The sequence below is a fragment of the Bradyrhizobium brasilense genome, from assembly GCF_029714345.1.
GTDB classification, from domain to species: Bacteria; Pseudomonadota; Alphaproteobacteria; order Rhizobiales; family Xanthobacteraceae; genus Bradyrhizobium; species Bradyrhizobium australafricanum.
Map to the genome: position 1 here is coordinate 1,787,548 of NZ_CP121669.1, position 16,624 is coordinate 1,804,171.

General features: G+C 59.7%; 17 protein-coding genes and 2 pseudogenes. 8 read left to right on the forward strand and 11 right to left on the reverse strand.

Features of this window, described 5'->3' with window-relative positions:
• Positions 1 to 45: 45 nt before the first annotated feature.
• The 7 genes and pseudogenes from QA635_RS08195 to QA635_RS08220 form a co-directional block, all read right to left on the reverse strand.
• A pseudogene (locus QA635_RS08195) lies at positions 46 to 223 on the reverse strand (Hsp70 family protein); the annotation flags it as partial.
• A 66-nt stretch (positions 224 to 289) separates the two neighbouring features.
• On the reverse strand, positions 290 to 892 hold the full coding sequence (locus QA635_RS08200; protein WP_283068269.1) for an Hsp20/alpha crystallin family protein: 603 nt from the start codon (positions 890 to 892) through the stop codon (positions 290 to 292).
• A 61-nt stretch (positions 893 to 953) separates the two neighbouring features.
• Entirely contained in the window at positions 954 to 1,607 is a 654-nt protein-coding gene (locus QA635_RS08205; protein WP_283068270.1) for a BON domain-containing protein, read from the reverse strand.
• A gap of 71 nt (positions 1,608 to 1,678) precedes the next feature.
• The gene (locus tag QA635_RS41720) at positions 1,679 to 1,834 is read right to left on the reverse strand and encodes a hypothetical protein (RefSeq protein WP_425249140.1); all 156 of its coding nucleotides are present in this window, start codon (positions 1,832 to 1,834) and stop codon (positions 1,679 to 1,681) included.
• Between the two features lie 432 nt (positions 1,835 to 2,266).
• Positions 2,267 to 2,884, reverse strand: coding sequence for an HdeD family acid-resistance protein (locus tag QA635_RS08210; RefSeq protein ID WP_283068271.1), 618 nt, complete (start codon positions 2,882 to 2,884; stop codon positions 2,267 to 2,269).
• Between the two features lie 388 nt (positions 2,885 to 3,272).
• Complete coding sequence (locus QA635_RS08215) at positions 3,273 to 4,286, reverse strand: NADP-dependent oxidoreductase (protein ID WP_283068272.1); 1,014 nt, start codon at positions 4,284 to 4,286, stop codon at positions 3,273 to 3,275.
• Between the two features lie 257 nt (positions 4,287 to 4,543).
• The gene (locus tag QA635_RS08220) at positions 4,544 to 4,828 is read right to left on the reverse strand and encodes a hypothetical protein (protein WP_283068273.1); all 285 of its coding nucleotides are present in this window, start codon (positions 4,826 to 4,828) and stop codon (positions 4,544 to 4,546) included.
• Positions 4,829 to 4,841: 13 nt separating this feature from the next.
• Here QA635_RS08220 and QA635_RS08225 point away from each other — a divergent pair, with 13 nt between their 5' ends.
• The 4 genes from QA635_RS08225 (at position 4,842) to QA635_RS08240 (ending at position 9,475) form a co-directional block, all read left to right on the forward strand.
• A complete protein-coding gene (locus QA635_RS08225) occupies positions 4,842 to 5,960 on the forward strand; it encodes an AI-2E family transporter (RefSeq protein ID WP_283068274.1) in 1,119 nt (372 codons plus the stop codon).
• A 203-nt stretch (positions 5,961 to 6,163) separates the two neighbouring features.
• The gene (locus QA635_RS08230) at positions 6,164 to 7,432 is read left to right on the forward strand and encodes an HlyD family secretion protein (RefSeq protein WP_283068275.1); all 1,269 of its coding nucleotides are present in this window, start codon (positions 6,164 to 6,166) and stop codon (positions 7,430 to 7,432) included.
• A gap of 1 nt (position 7,433) precedes the next feature.
• Positions 7,434 to 8,978 carry a DHA2 family efflux MFS transporter permease subunit gene (locus QA635_RS08235; protein WP_283068276.1) on the forward strand — a complete coding sequence of 515 codons (1,545 nt, stop codon included), beginning with the start codon at positions 7,434 to 7,436 and terminating at the stop codon, positions 8,976 to 8,978.
• Positions 8,979 to 9,001: 23 nt separating this feature from the next.
• Positions 9,002 to 9,475 (forward strand): phosphate-starvation-inducible PsiE family protein, encoded by a 474-nt coding sequence (locus tag QA635_RS08240; protein WP_283068277.1) that lies wholly within the window; start codon positions 9,002 to 9,004, stop codon positions 9,473 to 9,475.
• Positions 9,476 to 9,748: 273 nt separating this feature from the next.
• On the opposite strand, the gene QA635_RS08245 is transcribed toward QA635_RS08240, so the two are convergent.
• From QA635_RS08245 to QA635_RS41725, 3 genes are all read right to left on the reverse strand, one after another.
• Positions 9,749 to 10,171: a hypothetical protein gene (locus QA635_RS08245; protein WP_283068278.1), complete on the reverse strand. Its 423-nt coding sequence runs from the start codon at positions 10,169 to 10,171 to the stop codon at positions 9,749 to 9,751.
• 180 nt (positions 10,172 to 10,351) lie between these two features.
• The gene (locus QA635_RS08250; RefSeq protein WP_283068279.1) at positions 10,352 to 11,215 is read right to left on the reverse strand and encodes an SDH family Clp fold serine proteinase; all 864 of its coding nucleotides are present in this window, start codon (positions 11,213 to 11,215) and stop codon (positions 10,352 to 10,354) included.
• Positions 11,216 to 11,500: 285 nt separating this feature from the next.
• On the reverse strand, positions 11,501 to 11,728 hold the full coding sequence (locus tag QA635_RS41725; RefSeq protein ID WP_425249141.1) for a DUF2188 domain-containing protein: 228 nt from the start codon (positions 11,726 to 11,728) through the stop codon (positions 11,501 to 11,503).
• Between the two features lie 480 nt (positions 11,729 to 12,208).
• Here QA635_RS41725 and QA635_RS08255 point away from each other — a divergent pair, with 480 nt between their 5' ends.
• From QA635_RS08255 to QA635_RS08270, 4 genes and pseudogenes are all read left to right on the forward strand, one after another.
• A complete protein-coding gene (locus tag QA635_RS08255) occupies positions 12,209 to 13,084 on the forward strand; it encodes a response regulator transcription factor (protein ID WP_283068280.1) in 876 nt (291 codons plus the stop codon).
• Between the two features lie 197 nt (positions 13,085 to 13,281).
• Positions 13,282 to 13,454: pseudogene (locus QA635_RS08260) on the forward strand (transposase); the annotation flags it as partial.
• A gap of 356 nt (positions 13,455 to 13,810) precedes the next feature.
• Positions 13,811 to 14,494 carry a dienelactone hydrolase family protein gene (locus QA635_RS08265; protein WP_283068281.1) on the forward strand — a complete coding sequence of 228 codons (684 nt, stop codon included), beginning with the start codon at positions 13,811 to 13,813 and terminating at the stop codon, positions 14,492 to 14,494.
• A 253-nt stretch (positions 14,495 to 14,747) separates the two neighbouring features.
• On the forward strand, positions 14,748 to 15,272 hold the full coding sequence (locus QA635_RS08270; protein WP_283068282.1) for a DedA family protein: 525 nt from the start codon (positions 14,748 to 14,750) through the stop codon (positions 15,270 to 15,272).
• Positions 15,273 to 15,342: 70 nt separating this feature from the next.
• On the opposite strand, the gene QA635_RS08275 is transcribed toward QA635_RS08270, so the two are convergent.
• Positions 15,343 to 16,527, reverse strand: coding sequence for a site-2 protease family protein (locus QA635_RS08275; protein ID WP_341850420.1), 1,185 nt, complete (start codon positions 16,525 to 16,527; stop codon positions 15,343 to 15,345).
• Positions 16,528 to 16,624 lie beyond the last annotated feature (97 nt).

Sequence of the window (16,624 nt, forward strand, 5' to 3'; positions counted from 1 at the left end):
CCGTCAGGTGTCGCCGACAGTTCGGTCGGACACCTCCATTGCGTCCGTGTTTTCCGGATTTATGATGCTCTGCCGCTGCCCGACCAGGACTTCCCCATCATCGGTGAACGCAACCATGGTGGTGTGGGCGCGGTAGTGTGGGCGCGCCTTCGACATTTTCGATCACCCTGGCCCTACCTCCCTTCGTCACGACGACGCAAGAGTTGGTGGTTCCGAGATCGATCCGAAATTGCTTTTGGCCAAGAGTGGCTGCTTCGTGGCGGCAGCAATCTCTGCGGGAATGAGGGGCTTAGGCGCCGTGATGGGCTGTCGCCGATCGTATGCGGGACGCATTGGCCGAGGAGAAGGCGTTACCTACGCGTCCCGCTGCCGCCGGCTCAGGCGGCTTTCTTGGCCTCCGCCTGCGAGGCGTCCTTGACCTCGATCTTCTTCGGCATGGACTTGGCCGGTTCGGTATTGTGACCTTGACGACGCCGTCGGACCTGGCTGCCTGGATGCTGGATGGATCAGTGCCAGAAGGCAACTGTAGTACACGCATGAACATACCGTAGATGCGCTCGCTGTGCTGCACGTTCTTGTCTTTCTGATTTTCCTCGACCTTTTTATCGCCCTGGATCGTGAGGGTATCATCCTCGATCGATATTTCGACGTCCTTTCGTTCAAGGCCGGGCATCTCAGCGGCTACCTCAATGGCCTCGTCGGTCTCGGTGATTTCGATGTTAGGGGTGAGCGACTTCGTGCCATCGTCTGAGGCTATTGCTAGGTTTGAGGCGATTGCTTGCACGAGCTCGTTGAACAGCCGGTCGATCTCCCGATGCAGGCCGAACAGTGCGAGATTCGGTCGCGTCGGTGCGCTCCTCTCACGAAACGGAACCAACGATCTCGACCTCATGGCATTCTCCTTTTTGCCTCGATAAGACGCTAACTAGCGGGCGGATAACAGGCCGCGTCTGTTATGGACTGACCACAATCCGGTCTTCGACACGGGTGATGCCCGGTGCCGACCATGCAACACGCTCGGCTTCCTCGCGTTCGATCCACGAGCGAACGGTGCCTTTCAGGATGACCTCGCTGCCGCGGGTTTCGACGGCGATGCGATTGGCATCGACCTCTGCATTCCGCTTGAACGCCTCTTGGATCCTGCGCTGAATGTCGGTGGGCTCGACCTTGGGCTTCAGTGAGATGACGTTAGTCACGCCTTTGACCCCTTTTACGTTTCGCACGGCATTTTCGGCGGTGGTTTTCTGGTATTGCCATTCCAATGTGCCTTCGAGGGTCAGCCAGCCGTCTTTGACGACGACCTTGATATTCTCGTGCGAAAGGGGCAGTTGAGCCTTCAGACTGGCAATCGCATCGCGCGCGATGTCCGGATCGGGCCTTTGATCGATCGAGGGTAGCCGGACCTCGATGTCATTCGCGACGGCATGCACGCCCGCGACGCGCTTCGCCGCGTGCTCGGCCTCCAGCCGGTCACTGTAACTTCTGGTGAATCCGGCCAGTGTGACCACGCCATCCTTCACTGAGATGGCGATGTCCTCGGCATAAAGATCGGGATCCCAATTTAACTCTTCGCGGACGTCGCGTTCAATTTCACGGTCTGATCTCATGATTGGCTCCTGGTCTGTACAAAGCGGATGGTGAGAGCGGCGGGTCATCACGCTACCGATCAATGCCAATCCTAGGAGGTGTCACACGTCCAGCCATGATGCTCATCAACTTTCGCAACGGGTTTCTTGGTGCGATCTTCGTGATCCAGTAATCGCTTTGCAGCATCGACCGAGTTGATGATTGCTGTGAGCGGTTGGTTCAAATCGTGAGTGAGCGCAGCGGCCATCTGGCTGGCGGCCGAGAGACGCGCGATTGCAGCGGTTCGCTGCGCAAATGTTCAATGCGGAGACCGGCGGGCGCTCGAGAGTCTCCACCACGAGCGCGTCCTGTTTGCTTCCGCCAGTTCGATCGGCGACGCCCAAAGAGCGGCGATCGGCTACCACAGAGCGAAGGTTGATGGTGCTTAGCTACCCGATCAAATTGTGCCGGTCACCAATGCCGCTTTCGAGCAGACTTGGATTTGGCCCGTCGCTCAGGAATGCCAACGCGAGTGAGAGGTATCCAGGAGGGAGGATCACTTGCCGGAAACGTCTCGATCAGGCTCATCAGGACGAGTTCGTCCTCACCCGCGGTCGTTTCAATTTCGCGGGCGAGCTTGGCTTTGGCCTCGCTCTTGTGACTTTGATGGCTCGATCGTCGTGGCGTCATCACAGGTCCGCTAGGCAACCGTGCCCACGGCCGTAGGATTGGTCGCCTGCTGCTGCCGCGCTCGAAGCCGGAACGAGAATATGATCAGAGCGACGCCAAAGGCGATGGCGTACGCGCCCATCCACCAAGTCAGAACGAGAGCTCCGATTAATGGCGTGAAGAAAAGCATCGCGCCATATGCCAGCGACAGAATGCCCCCCAAGACCAGCCACCATCGGCCATGCTCCAGGTTGAGGCGAAAACTCGCAGCCGTCATCAACCCGCCGGTGACGATCGCCCATGAGGCAACCAGTAACACGAAGGCAAGCACGGTAAGGCCCGGCCAGAGGAGGGCTCCGATGCCCACGGCGATATTGACCAACCCTTCGAAGATCAGAAATCCCCAGCGGCCCCTGCGGCGCATCGCGCGGACCGCCGAGACGATTCCGGCTACGCCATCGACCAGCGTGTACGCGGAGAACAGGAGCACCAGCGACAGCATTGTCGGGCCGGGAAAGATCAATGCGAGACATCCGAAGATGATGCCGAGAATGCCTCGCACCAGGAACAGCCACCAGGTTGGAGCGAGCGCTGCCGTGGCAGCATCGGTATTGGCGTCCGAGGGGCCCGTGAACGTCGTACTGGTCATGACATGCTCCCGCAATCTGGCTTCGATTGACCTTTGGGTGATGCTTAGCGCGCGCCGGATGACGGGCGCATTGACGACCGTCAAAAATGTTTCCGTCCACCTTTGGGCCGTATCGATCTTCACGGGTGACCGCTCAGTCGAAATGTTCTGAAACTTTATCGGTCGTTCTCGAACTGGAGACCACGACATTCCTCTCCCAAGCGTCCAATAGGGTTTCGGTGGAAAAGGAAACGCTTTATCCCGCCCCAAATTCGTCTGATGTCCAGCGTTCCAATATGAACGAACTGCCGATTTCCGATCGGCCATTTCTGATCTAGTGGTGATCGCGGGTACGTGCCTCCTGTCGGCGAGCTTGGGTGCGCGGAGCGTCGAGACAGATGTCTCGCCACTACGAAGCGTGTATCGCCAGGATAATTTTGCCGACTACATGACCCTGGGCGAGACGTTCGTGCGCCTTGTGGGCGTGGGCCAGGGAATAACATTCCGCGATCGGAACTTTGAGTTTTGCTGCGTCGGCCGCCGCGTTGAGCCGTTCGAACTCGCGAACGCCTGAAATGCCGTCGTAGCGGATCAATTCCGTGCCGCGCCGCTTCTTCGGGGCCGGCTCGATGCCGTTCGGGTGCGCCAGCCGGCCGCCGGGCCGCAGCACGTTCAGGCATTTCTCCAGCGCATCTCCACCGACGAGCGCCAGGATGGCGTCGACGCCGTCGGGCGCGAAGCGGCGCGCCTGGTCATCGATGTCGATGCGCTTGCCGTCGACCACGACATGCGCGTCCATCTCCCGCACGAGTTCCACGCCTTCCTGGCTTGATGCTGTTGCGAACACCCGGGCGCCGCGAAGTCTTGCGAATTGCACGGCAAGCGTTCCGACACCGCCAGAAGCGCCGTGAATGATGATGGTCTCGCCCTTCTTCAGCTTCAGTGCGTCGTCAATCCCCTGCAGTGCCGTCAATCCCGTAATCGGGATCGCGCCAGCATGTCGCAGGTCAAGACGTTTTGGGATCGGCGCGACCTTGTCGGCAGGCACGGCGACGTATTCGGCGTAGAAGCCGCCTTTCGGGTTCTCCCAATTGTAGGAATAGACCTCGTCGCCGACTTTCAACCGCCGCACCCGCGAGCCCACAGAGGCGACGATTCCGGAACCGTCATAGCCTAGTACCAATGGAAAATGCGGTTTGCGGGGCGCATAAAACCCCTCCCGGACGTCGGCATCCCACCCGCCAACGCCGGCGGTGTCGACGGCAATCATGACTTCGTCAGGGTCCAGCGGCGGCACCGCTAAAGCATGACTAGTGATCACTTCCGGTCCGCCGAAGCGGTCGATGGCCGCCGCAAACATGGTGCGGGGGACGTGCATCGTGTGATGCCGAGAAAGCGAAGCATTGCGGGGACGATCGAGCATGGTGGCTATCTCGCGTGGGCTTTCCGCCTGCATGGACGAAATTGCCGGCAACGACGCTGACGTCGGTCAATTTCGGAAGCAAATGCGAGGGCCAGCCTGCCTGTGAGCCCGACGCGCCGCCCTGTCGTTCCGCCGCGTGGACTAACCTTGACGGCCTTCAATCGCGGGTTCGGGGTGGAAGAACGCGCCCGAAATTCATGCGCGATGAGGAGGAAATGACGAGATGCGCAGGATCCGGATGGTCGTGCTGCGTAGCACTAGTTCGTGCAAGCTGTGTCGGCCACGTCCTCATGAGTTCGGGTTCGAAAGATTTGACCAGGGGCGCCAACAGCTAGGCCGGCCGAGATCACACTGGAACAGATGGCCTCAGCTGCGCGGCGAAACCAGCTGATGCCTGTCAATTCGATCTGGGTTAATTGAAAACCGCGCCCGCGAAAGCGGCACTCACTCGAACGGTGCGTCGGCATCGGCAAGTTGATGTCCATCAACGTCGGGAAGTGACTAGCCATGTAGCCTGCGAGCAGACGGATCGGTGCCAGCACGATGGGATCCCCAATGCAGCGCCACGACTTCGTGCGAAGCGACGACGAAAGTGGACTTCGCACGCTGGAACAACCTCCACCGCCATTCGAATTGCACATGCGGGCGATCACCCAGGCCGTTATCGCGATCGCAGTGGTGTTGCTCGCGCTTTGGGTCGCGCGCGATTTCCTGGTTGCACTGATTTGGGCAGGCGTGATTGCCATCACCACCTGGCCGATCTATGTTAGGTTTGCGCAGCTGATTTCTGGCCGTCCCTCATCACTGCTAGCATCGTTGCTGTTTACTTGCATAATCGGCCTTGTTCTTCTCGTACCCATCGTCTTGACCGTGCGTCAGGTCGCCCAGGGGAGCGACGCTCTTGTGCACGTGCTCAATAGCCTGCGCGAGGGCGGCGTTGTTGTCCCTGCTTGGTTCGCGCAACTGCCGATCGCCGGCAAATACCTCGATCTCTGGTGGCGTGCCAACCTCAGCAATCCTGAGGCACTCACGGAATGGCTTCGCGGTGTAAACATCGAAAGTGTGACGAGTTGGACCGGCGCGCTTGGTGGCGCACTGCTACATCGTCTCTTTCTCTTCGCCATTACGCTGATCGCGCTTTCCTTGATGCTGCGTGACGGAACATGGCTTGCGAACCGTTCGGTCGTCACCGTTCGGCGGCTGCTCGGCAAACCCGGCACTCGCCTGATCGGCAAGATCGCCGACGCAACCCGCGCCACCGTGAACGGAACGATCGCAGCGGCGATTGTGAAGGGCGCTGTCGTCGGTATCGCCTACGTCGTGATGGGCGTGCCGCGCCCGCTGCTATTTTCGGTGATGACAATTGTATTGGCGATGGTGCCGCTCGGCGGCTGGGTCGTGCTTGCGGCGGCTTCTCTGACTTTGGTGGTTCAAGACGGCATCTTGTTGGTGCCTATCGGACTGTTTGTCTTTGGCGCGGCGGTGCTGCTGATCGGCGACAATTTCATTCAGCCGGCTCTTATCGGAGGCCGCGCTGAGCTGCCCTTCCTGCTGGTGCTGATCGGAATTCTCGGCGGGATCCGGTCGTTTGGATTAGTGGGCCTCTTTCTTGGCCCGGTAATCATGGCGGCGCTCCTGACCGTATGGCGCGAATGGATCGGCATTCGGGAGTGACGGTTGGGGTGATCGTCACGATGTCCTGCTGCTTCTCTCGTCGTTTATCGAGCGGATAAAGCGGACCGCGCGGCTTTCGCCGACGGTCCAAGTCTCGGGGAGGAGGGCAAGCGACGTGGGGGTCGCCAAATTCAACTCGCAAATCGAACGGCCTCTTGCATTGACAAGGCTCAATTCTCCGCCTGCATTTTCGTATTTCGCGAGTGGCTGACACCCATCAAGGTGCCGACAACCGATTGACGCAACATTGCGACCACCGGGACGGCGAGTATCGCGCCATGCCAGATAGCGGCTTCGAAGCATTTACGAAGAGTGGCGAACCCAACACGGCCCGCGCACTCCCGAGGCGTTCTCCTTACCTGGATCGGGAACTTCACGGCTCCACGGAGACTCCTGCTGCAGAAGGCGCGACGGCGCCGTCGCGAAGCCGCTGGCGCCGACCGCTGCTGGCCCTTGGTCCGGTCACGCTGGTTGCCGGCGCGCTCTCGCTTTATCTGATGACCGGCCGCTACGTGTCCGAGGAAGACGCTTATGTTCAGGCGGTGAGCGCGTCGATCAGCGCGCAGGTTTCTGGCCAGGTCATCGGTATCGCAGCAAAGTCTAACGCGCCGCTGAAGAAAGGTGACCCACTCTTCAACATCGATACGGAGACCTATCGGCTTGCGCTAGCCAACGCCGAAGCGCAGCTCGGCATTGCACGCGACCAGGCGCACACGCTGATCGAGACCTATCGAGCACGCCAGAAGCAGATCGAAGAGGCAAGGGCCACGGTCGACTACACGCAGGCCAATTACGAACGCCAGCAGCAGCTCTACAATACTGGCGCCGCGCCTCGGGCGACACTCGATGCCGCAATCCGCGACTTACAGGCGGCAAAGGCCAATCTGGCTAGCTTGGAGCGGGAGGCAGCGGCTGCGCTCGCCCAGGTCGGCGGCAACTTGGATTTGCCGGTCGACCAGCAATCCACGGTCAAACAGGCGCAGGCAGCCGTCGATCTCGCCGCGCGCAACCTGCGCCTGACCTCCATCGTCGCACCTTTCGACGGCATTCCGCACAACGTCGAGAGCATCGCGATAGGCGTTTTTTTGAATGCCGGACAAGCGGCGTTTCCGTTGGTAGCGACGCGCGATCTCTATGTCGAAGCCAATATTAAGGAGACGGATCTCACCTATGTGAGAGAAGGAAATCCGGCGCGGGTCATCGTCGACGCCTATCCGGACACCCCGATTGCGGCCCGGGTGTCGTCGCTGGCGCCGGCTAGTGGATCGGTCTTTGCGTTATTGCCGCCGCAAAATGCCACAGGCAACTGGGTGAAAGTCGTGCAGCGCATTCCGGTTCGCCTTTCTTTCGATCAACCCGCGAACCACCCGCCACTGCGAGCAGGCATGAGTGTCAAGATCTCGATCGACACCGGCCACCAGCGATCGCTCCGCGAGCTGTGGCGTGACTTCACCGCGATTTTCGGGGTCTGACATGGCAAGCAGGGCCGTAGAGAGCAGAATCATGAACCGCGGAATGATCACAGCAACCGTGATGCTTGCGACCCTGATGCAGGCGCTTGATACGACGATTGCCAATGTTGCGTTGCCATATATGCAGGGCAGCCTGTCGGCAACGAGCGACCAAATCAACTGGGTCCTGACTTCTTATATCGTCGCGGTGGCGATCGTTACGCCGGCGACCGGGTGGCTCGAAACAAGGCTCGGCCGCAAGCCATTATTCTTGACGGCGGTGATCGGCTTCATTGTGACCTCGATGCTCTGTGGGGCGGCCGTGTCACTAGGACAGATGGTCGTCTTCCGATTGCTTCAGGGTATCTTTGGCGCGCCGCTGGTGCCGCTCTCACAATCCGTGCTGCTCGACGCCTATCCGGCGGAGCAGCAGGGACAGGCGACGGCGATATTCGGCCTCGGCGTGATGTTGGGCCCGATTCTCGGGCCGACACTCGGCGGCTGGTTGACCGACTCCTATAGCTGGCGCTGGGTGTTCTATGTCAACCTGCCAGTTGGCGTACTTTGCGCGCTTGGCATTCTGCTGTTTCTCGGACGGCGCACCGGGCGGTCCCTTGCGCGGCGGCTCGATTGGCTCGGATTTGCGTCGCTCAGCCTGGGTATTGGTGCATTGCAGCTTTTCCTGGATCGCGGCGAGCGCCTCGACTGGTTTGCCTCTCCCGAGATCCAGTTGGAAGCCGCGCTTTTCGTGCTTGGCTTCTATCTTTTTACGGTCCACTCCCTGTCAACGGCCGATCCTTTCATTGATCTTGCGCTGTTCCGCGACCGGAATTTTCTCGTCGGGGTCATCCTGATTTTCATCGTCGGTGTTGTGCTGCTAGCGACGCTGTCGATGCTGACGCCCTATCTCGAAAAGCTCATGAACTATCCGGTGCTGACGGCGGGCCTCGTGCTCGCGCCACGTGGTGTCGGGACCATGGTCGCGATGTTGTTGGTCGGGCAACTCATCCGCCATATCGACGGGCGCATCTTGATCGCGACTGGTTTTGGACTGACGGCGCTGTCCCTCTATTTCATGACCGGCTTTACTCCTGACGTGTCGCAGGGCACCGTGGTCCGCACCGGTTTACTGCAGGGTTTCGGCCTTGGATTCGTCTTCGTACCGCTCGGCACGGTGGCGTTCGGAACCCTTCCCTCGACGTTGCGCACACAGGGAACCGGGCTCTTCAATTTGATGCGAAATATCGGGGCGAGCATCGGCATTTCCCTGATGAGCTATCTGCTGGTGCGCAATTCAGCGACCACCCAGGCCGAGCTGGTCGAGCACATCACCCCCTACCGGCAGGTGATACGCGACCATGCCCAGCATTTCGGTCTCGCAACCGTTCCGGGGCGGGCCGCACTTACCCAGATCGTTTCAGCACAGGCAGAAGCTGTCGCGTTCATCGACAATTTCAAGCTGATGATGTTCGTATCCTTACTGGCGATCCCGCTGGTATTACTGATAGAACGTCCACGCCGAGCGCCTGGAAAAGAGAATCCGCCAGGAAGGCTTGCAGAAGCGTGAGACGCGGCGTGTCGGAGGCCCTGATGTCGATCAAGCAGGAGTTGAGGGATGCGAGAGAACGATTGGGGCTGCTGTCGCTGTATCAACGCTTCGAGTACGTCGTCGTCGTCTTCCTCACGGCGTTGATCGCCGTCATCGTTGTTGCCGCGCTGTGGACGCTGACCTTGAAGATTTTGTTTGGCTTGGTTCTCGCTGGAGGTTTCGATCCATCGGACTACTCGGCCTTTCAGGCTGCATTCGGTATGATCCTGACGGTGATCATTGCACTCGAGTTCAAGAAAACGCTTCTGGTGGTTGCTGAGCGCCGTGATACTGTTGTCCAGATACGCTCGGTCGTGATGATCGCGTTATTGGCTATCTGCCGGAAGGTCATCATCCTCGATCTCACAGAGACGGACGCGCTGCACATCTTGTCGCTGTCGGCGGCGATCCTCGCGCTCGGCGTTATCTATTGGCTGATAGGTCGTCGCGATCCGGCGGAGGAGGAGATAGCCTGACGATAGGCAGTACGAGGCGCTATCAACTGCTGTCGAAAAGCGGAAATTGTCGGAGTGCAATGCGCCCGACGGTTGCGTGAGCCCGATTTTACCGTCGTGGCACGATTCATCCACGGAGCGAGAGCGACGATCGTCAAGACGATCGCCGCTGGCGAGGGGCAAAGAGAAACGGGATTTGACAATCAAATCACCTCCGTTGCTGTCCGCGACGCGCCATGCCATGCACGGCGCGTCGCCGGTATCATCCAACGAGATCAATCTAGCTGCGGAGCGTTACCGAGAAGGCCGGTCCGAGGTATTGGTCGTCGATCCGCCGGTATTCGATCCCGTGGTGCCCGAATCCGTCGTGGCACTGTCCATGACGATCTGCGTGACGAGCTTGTTGTCGGGATCGATCAGCACGATCCGGTCCGGCAGTTTGACGAAGAGAAGGTTCTTCGTCTCGGGAACCTGATCGGTAACGTTGCCCGGCACCGACTGCGCTGACATGGAATCGGGAACTTTGTTGCCAACCTGGGGTTGCTCGCCGGACGGCGCGGGCTGTGAAGGCGCAGATGCCAGTCCCTGGCTGACAGCCTGTTGCTGACTTGCCGTCAAATTGGGGTGAACGTCGCCAGACGCCCGCTGGGCGGCGGCGAAGCTTACGCTACCAAGAAGCGCAACGGCGATCGCGCCTCCGCGAATTAGTTGGTGCATGATCATCTCCTGAATCGACTGAGGGATCAACGACGCGGTCAAGCATTCCACGACACTCGAGCCGCTTGGTGATCAGGCATTTATACATGTGACAAAGCCGGGCACGTTGACTGCCGTCAAGGTCACACGAGTTTCGTGACTTGATAATTGATGATGAGTTGATCGTGCGACTTGGATGCATTACGGAACCCGCGGCCATCCGAATGCACCCATCTTCGGTCCTTCCGATCCACGCCGCTCGACCGGCAGGTACTCCACGCCGCCGCCGCTTTGCATTCGGACGGGTTGCGGATAGAGCTTGAGCAGCTCGAGGACGTTGTGCGGCATGTCGGTGCTCACGGACAAGCCGAGCGACGTCGCGACGGAGGACCATATCGGATAGTCGTGGGTCCAGGTGCCGGAGGTTAGGGTGTCCGCGACGGCACCGGCCTTCTCTGCGGATAGTCGACGGGTCAGCAGCTCGCATGCGGCCTGTTTGACCTGGGTGATCGCCTTGCGGCCGACGTCGGCCATGACCAGCGTCCGGTCGTCGACCTTTTCAATCGGCTTGTCTGCCACGACCTTGATCAACGAGGCGGCCGGCGAGTCCCCGAGTTGCGGATCGATCGGGCCCAGCATGGAATGCTTGCTCATGACGATTTCGTCTGCGGCGAGTGCGATCAGCGTACCGCCCGACATGGCGTGGTGCGGCACAAAGACGGTGACCTTCGCTTTGTGCTCCCGTACCGCCTTGGCGATCTGCAGTGCGGCCAGGACGAGTCCGCCCGGAGTATGAAGCACGAGGTCAATCGGCACGTCGGCGTCCGTCATCTGGATGGCGCGCATGACGTCCTCGGAATCATTGATGTCGATGTAGCGCGCAAGCGGAAAGCCGAGAAACCGCATCGTTTCCTGCCGGTGCACCAGCAGGATCACCCGGGACTGTCGCTCGCGCTCGATCTGCGAAATCTTGCGCACCCGCAAGACTTCGAGAAACTGCTGCCGCAGCATCGGCTGGAGCGCTGAGAATATGAAGAATATCCAGACGATATCGCCTATCGACATGGTGTCCTCCTCAGCGAGGCGAACGCTGGTTGGTCGTAACAACTAAGCCATGAGGCAAAATGCTGCTCCGCCTGCAGAGCGTAGAGATGTCATCTTCATCGGAGCTCGCGGGAGCTCGCGCCGGGAACATTGAGCGGCGTCGCGCCGTGCGCCATGATCGTTGTCATCATTTCGTGGCTCAAGGCGGAGCATATTGAGCTTCGTTTCACATTGTGATGGATGCCTCTCTTAACAGAGGCGCTACATCGACCATCAAGGCCTGAGCGAGGATGGCCGAGCGGCGGCTCACGAACCGAACAATCTGGCGAGCCATCCCCTCGCAAAACTAGTGCGACTTGTTCTTCCATCAGGGAGATGAACGATGAGTCGGGCTCCCAATTCCCGCGCAGCTGCTTGCGCGGCCAGCTCGGCGTTTTCCCTGGTGGGATAGTGACCGAGCTCGCACCCCTTGTCGTCGCGAACGACCCAGTCGTCGAAATTGTCGTCCGGAACAACGTGAATGGCCGCAACCATAGGGAGAACTCCATACCACGTATGAATATACTGCAATGTCGAAGAGGGCGCCGTGATAGAGATCAATTTCGAGCCAGTGTAAGAGGATGTGAAACTAATGACGATTAGTTAGGCCGAGTACCCCTAAAACCGTCGGCGTGACTCTACGTCCGCTTTGTCCCGATAGCGACCAAGTTCGTGCGGCAACGCAAGATGTCGCGATGGACCAGTAGCGATCATTCTGGGAGGTAGAGAGCTAATTGGCTTGCCGTGCTTCTTTGCAGGAAGTGAGGCTACCCCGTCGGACATTGCCTCGGGAAACTCACCCCTATATCGTGCGTTAGGAAGCGGGTACAAAGTTGGGGAAATGCCATGCTAGGTGTGAGCCCTGAGGTAATCCGATGCGGACGGGGGGCGCAGGACCGGGCGCGCCGCTTATTTGACGCCACCCGTGATCAAGTGTCTCGCGCGCTAGAGCAAATCAACCTTTCGCTGGAGTTATTGAGCCACGATTTCCCTGTAGGCGTCCACGAGTATCGAGGGTATTTCCTCGGCAGTGATGGACACATTCAAAGCCGCACTGAGCTCGTCTGTCCCAATGATGCGGCTGCAAGGCAACGGACGCTCGAACTGGCTTCGCTCGCCGGGACTGAAGCCGCCCAAATGAAAGACGATAGAGCCTCGCTAGAAAAGCTTCGTAGGGACGCTGCTGAATGCGCGTTGGTTCGCGACCCTGCTCTTCCGGACGACGTGCCGATGCCCGCGGGAGGAACTGTCTACGTTCTCGGTGACGATGAGGCAGTTCGCCACTCTCTGGAGCTGCTTCTGCGCACGGCGAGATTCGAGCCCGTTGCCCTCGATGAACCGGACGTGTTCCTCACAGCTGCAAAAACAATCAAGGCGGGCTGCCTGTTGCTGGATATCCGCTTGCAAGGCATGAACGGACTGGAGGTCCAGCAACATCTCAACAGGATCGGGCGCGATCTTCCGGTAATCATAGTGACCGCGCAGGTCGATATTCAAACAGCAGTGCGCGCGATGAAGGCGGGCGCAATCGATTTCCTTGGAATGCCATACAGCGACCGCGCCCTGCTGAGTTCGATCGAGATGGCCTTTGCAACAGGCAGGCAGTCCGATTACAACAACGAGATCGCGGACGCGGCACGTCAGATCGCAGGTCTCAGTCGGCGCGAGCGGGAGGTGCTTGACGGGTTGATGGACGGTCACCCCAACAAGGTGATTGCGTACAATCTCGGCCTCAGCGTGCGGACGGTCGAGGTTCACCGCGCGCGTATGATGGCCCGGCTTGGCACGCGCCAACTCGCGCAAGCCCTTCGTTTGGGAATCATGTCGAGACTCAACACGCTTAAGGGATAGTGCACGCGTAAACACTCTGACGATCCGATCCGCAAGGACTGCTTTGGGATCAGGATTGTCGGCGGGTTGATGTCCGCTTCTGCCCCGAAAACGCCGAACCAGGGCCGAGCCAAAAGTTCCTTACGATGGGCCAGACCCCTGTGATTCAAGCTCGCAGACTGGGGGCTCGAAGCTATGAATGGACTGCCAAAAGGCCGATGCTGCCGAACAAGCCACGTGGCGTTCCGCGCGTGAACGACCGACGTGTCCTCAATGGCATATCTTCTGGGTCTTGCGATCTGGAGCACCTTGGCGTGAGCTGCCGGTGGCGTTTGGCCCATACACCACTTGCTACAACCGGTTCGTCCGCTGGCGGCGGGCTGGTGTCTGGGCCGCATCACTCGGATTCTGTCCGTGCGATGTTTATCCTCGCTGCAACAGTGCTGATTGCGAGCTTCGCAATCAGTTCTCCTACTTGCACGCGAAGCTATTCTGGCTGTTACGGCAACAGGTGCCAGCTCAGTTTCGTGATCATACGCTGCCGAGAAGCGAGACGATCATCCCTCCATTGACGGACGTCATGGTCGGGCGAGCCCTTGTTGGGCAAAGTTCTTTCAAAGCTTGCTGCGAACCAAGCTGCGAAATCGCGATCAGTGCCAACTCGCAAGGCAGGCAGCGCTTTCGTTCGCAGCGGGTAGGCGGGAAAGATAGCGGTCGCCGCAGCGCACTTCAGGAGGGAGAGTGACGATGCGCAATCGTGCCGCTCTAGCGATTGAAGACCAGTTGGTAGCCATACCTGCGGGCTCGCAATCGCTCTACGGCAAGCTTACGGTGCCGCTAGAATCTAGTGGCCTTATTCTCTTCGCGCAAGGTAGCAGCAGTGGCCTTCGCAATCCTCGCAGTCGCTACGCGGATCGTTATGTGGAGCGTATGCTCAACGAGTCCAATCTTGCGACTCTCGTTGTTGATTTGCTGACGGTCGAGGAGCAAGAAATAGACCTCCGCACGAAAAGGTTGCGGCTCAATATTGCGCTGCTCGCGGAACGGCTGATTGGAGTGGCCGACTGGTTCACCCAATATCCGGATACGAAGGGCCTACGGCTCGGCTATTTCGGAACTGACACCGGCATAGCGGCAGCATTGGAAGCGGCGGCGGTACGCGCCGATCAAGTTGGTGCGATCACCTCGCGAGGAGGCCGTCCCGATCTCGCCGGCGCTGCCTTGGTGCGCGTCAGCGCACCGACGCTGCTCATAGTAGGCGGAAACGACCTGGAGGCGGTTAAGCCGAACCGGGACGCGTTCAAGCAGCTGAAATGCGAAAAGCAGTTCGCCCTCGTGCCAGGCGCAACACGTTCGTTCGAAGAGCCCGTTGCACTGGACGAAGTGGCAGCGCTAGCGCGTCGGTGGTATTACAGACACCTCGTTGGGTGAACTCGATCCGCGAAGAGGCGGCAAGGGATCGGTTGAGCTACCGTTTCAGAGCTGCTGCGCGAAGCCTGGGCGCGAACTTTTAGAGGCGAACTTCTCACAAGCCGCTGACGTCAGGGATGTCAAGACCGAGTTACCGACTACTCGTCAGCGAGTTCAGCCAAGTCGCACAAAGCGAGGGCGGGCCGCATGCGAGGCGATTTGTCAGTCTAGATAACGGGTATCCCATTAGCATGCTTAGTTGATGCGAATGCCGATGGAATCTTACGCACAGCAAATCATCGACTTCGTGCGTCAGAACGAGGCTTGGGCGCCGCCGATCGTTTTCGCGCTCGCTTTCGGTGAGTCGCTAGCATTCATCTCGATGTTGGTTCCGGCTTGGGCTGCGTTGATCGCGATTGGCGGGCTGGTCGGCGTGAGCGAGATCAAGTTCTGGCCGATCTGGGTCGCCGCCTCGATGGGCGCGGGGCTCGGCGATTGGGTATCCTACTGGATCGGCTTGAAACTGGGGAAGGCCATCTACCACAGGTGGCCTTTCTCCCGGCATCCGCATCTCATTTCGAAGGGGGAGTCCTTCGTGAAGAAGTGGGGCGTGGCCGGCGTCTTCATCGGTCGTTTCTTCGGCCCATTGCGCGCAGTCGTTCCACTTGTCGCTGGCGTCTTCGCCATGCCCTATTGGCCCTTTCAGGGCGCCAATTTCGCTTCGGCATTCCTGTGGGCAGCCGTGGTGCTGCAAATTGGCAAATTCGGATCGGAGGCCCTGACTTGGCTCTGGGAGTAGGCGACACCAATTACGGCGCCCAAGAGCGCTGCAATGGAGAAATTCAACGTCGACCGATAGCCCGGTCCGTTCACGCTGCCGCGGACCGGTGGCCGCTGCTCAGTCGGTATCCAGGCGGCATGGCGCCCGCGATCATCAGCATTTCGCCGAGCGTTTCGGAACTCACAAGTCCAACCAGCCGGTCCGCACCATCGAGGACGCCGACGGCGGGCGCACCTTTTTCCTGCAGGAGTTTGAGTGCCTCTTCGAGCGTGCAGCGACGGTTACAGGTCGGGAAGGGCGACAATGTCACGTCCTTCATCCGGGCCTCGGGGCCGAGCTCTTTCAGAGCGCTGATCAGGTCGGCGCGGGACAGGATACCGACTGGCCGCTGCGCATGATCGACGATCGGGAATTCGCTCTGGCTCGTGCGCAGTAGGAGCTCGATCGCCTCATCAAGGCGCGATTCCGGCGTGAGCATTGCGAATTGCATCATCGTCGCGGCGTCGACCGGCACGCCTTGCGACAAGGAGCGGAGGGCGACCATATGGGCCTCCGAGGAGGCCGCCAGATAGACGAAGATCGCGATGAAGATCAGCATCGGGCTTCCGAACAGACCGATAAAGCCGAGCGCGAACGCGACCCATTGACCGATCATTGCAGCGATCTCGGTGGCACGAATGAAGCCGAGCCGCGCGGAGAGGAGCGCGCGCAGGATGCGTCCGCCATCCATCGGGAAGGCGGGGACCAGGTTGAAGAGCGCGAGGAACAGATTCACAGATGCGAGCCGGTCGACCATCGAGACCTCGGCGCTCTCGACCGCCGCGAGCGAGCCGCCGTCCGGTGTCGCGCTCGTGACGAGGACGAGACCGAGCGCGATCACGACATTGACCAGCGGGCCCGCGATCGCGATGAGAAATTCCTCAAGCGGCTTTTCCGGAATGCGCTCCAGCCGCGCGACGCCGCCGATTGGAAGCAAGATGACATCGGGTGTCAGAACCCCGAAGGCGCGCGCCGTCAGGATGTGGCCGAATTCATGCGCCAGCACGCAGAGGAACAGAAGCATCATGAACAGAAGGCTGCTCCAGGCCGCATTGGCCCCGCCCGAGACGTAACTCGCGCCGAAAATCCAGGCGAGGAAGAGGAGGAACGTGATGTGGATTCGGACGGCTGTTCCAGCGATGGAACCGAGCTTCAGAGACCAAGACATGGCTTTCCTCGCACCGGTCAAACTTCGGGGCACAGGTAGGATGAAGCGGCTGTCCTGCTGCCGCAATGACAAACCGCAAGCCCAACGGTGTCGATCCGCTTACATATTTTGGAGGCCGATCCCCGGCGCAGGGTCATACGTTGCAGGCCGAACACTCTAAGAA

Bases quoted from the DNA above. Each gene is read 5' to 3' on its own strand.
- QA635_RS41725 (WP_425249141.1), bottom strand. From the start codon at position 11,728: ATGGTTGCGGCCATTCACGTTGTTCCGGACGACAATTTCGACGACTGG.
- QA635_RS08200 (WP_283068269.1), bottom strand. From the start codon at position 892: ATGAGGTCGAGATCGTTGGTTCCGTTTCGTGAGAGGAGCGCACCGACG.
- QA635_RS08250 (WP_283068279.1), bottom strand. From the start codon at position 11,215: ATGTCGATAGGCGATATCGTCTGGATATTCTTCATATTCTCAGCGCTC.
- QA635_RS08240 (WP_283068277.1), top strand. From the start codon at position 9,002: ATGTCGATCAAGCAGGAGTTGAGGGATGCGAGAGAACGATTGGGGCTG.
- QA635_RS08235 (WP_283068276.1), top strand. From the start codon at position 7,434: ATGGCAAGCAGGGCCGTAGAGAGCAGAATCATGAACCGCGGAATGATC.
- QA635_RS08270 (WP_283068282.1), top strand. From the start codon at position 14,748: ATGGAATCTTACGCACAGCAAATCATCGACTTCGTGCGTCAGAACGAG.
- QA635_RS08205 (WP_283068270.1), bottom strand. From the start codon at position 1,607: ATGAGATCAGACCGTGAAATTGAACGCGACGTCCGCGAAGAGTTAAAT.
- QA635_RS08265 (WP_283068281.1), top strand. From the start codon at position 13,811: ATGCGCAATCGTGCCGCTCTAGCGATTGAAGACCAGTTGGTAGCCATA.
- QA635_RS08245 (WP_283068278.1), bottom strand. From the start codon at position 10,171: ATGCACCAACTAATTCGCGGAGGCGCGATCGCCGTTGCGCTTCTTGGT.
- QA635_RS08210 (WP_283068271.1), bottom strand. From the start codon at position 2,884: ATGACCAGTACGACGTTCACGGGCCCCTCGGACGCCAATACCGATGCT.
- QA635_RS08215 (WP_283068272.1), bottom strand. From the start codon at position 4,286: ATGCTCGATCGTCCCCGCAATGCTTCGCTTTCTCGGCATCACACGATG.
- QA635_RS41720 (WP_425249140.1), bottom strand. From the start codon at position 1,834: ATGGCCGCTGCGCTCACTCACGATTTGAACCAACCGCTCACAGCAATC.
- QA635_RS08225 (WP_283068274.1), top strand. From the start codon at position 4,842: ATGCAGCGCCACGACTTCGTGCGAAGCGACGACGAAAGTGGACTTCGC.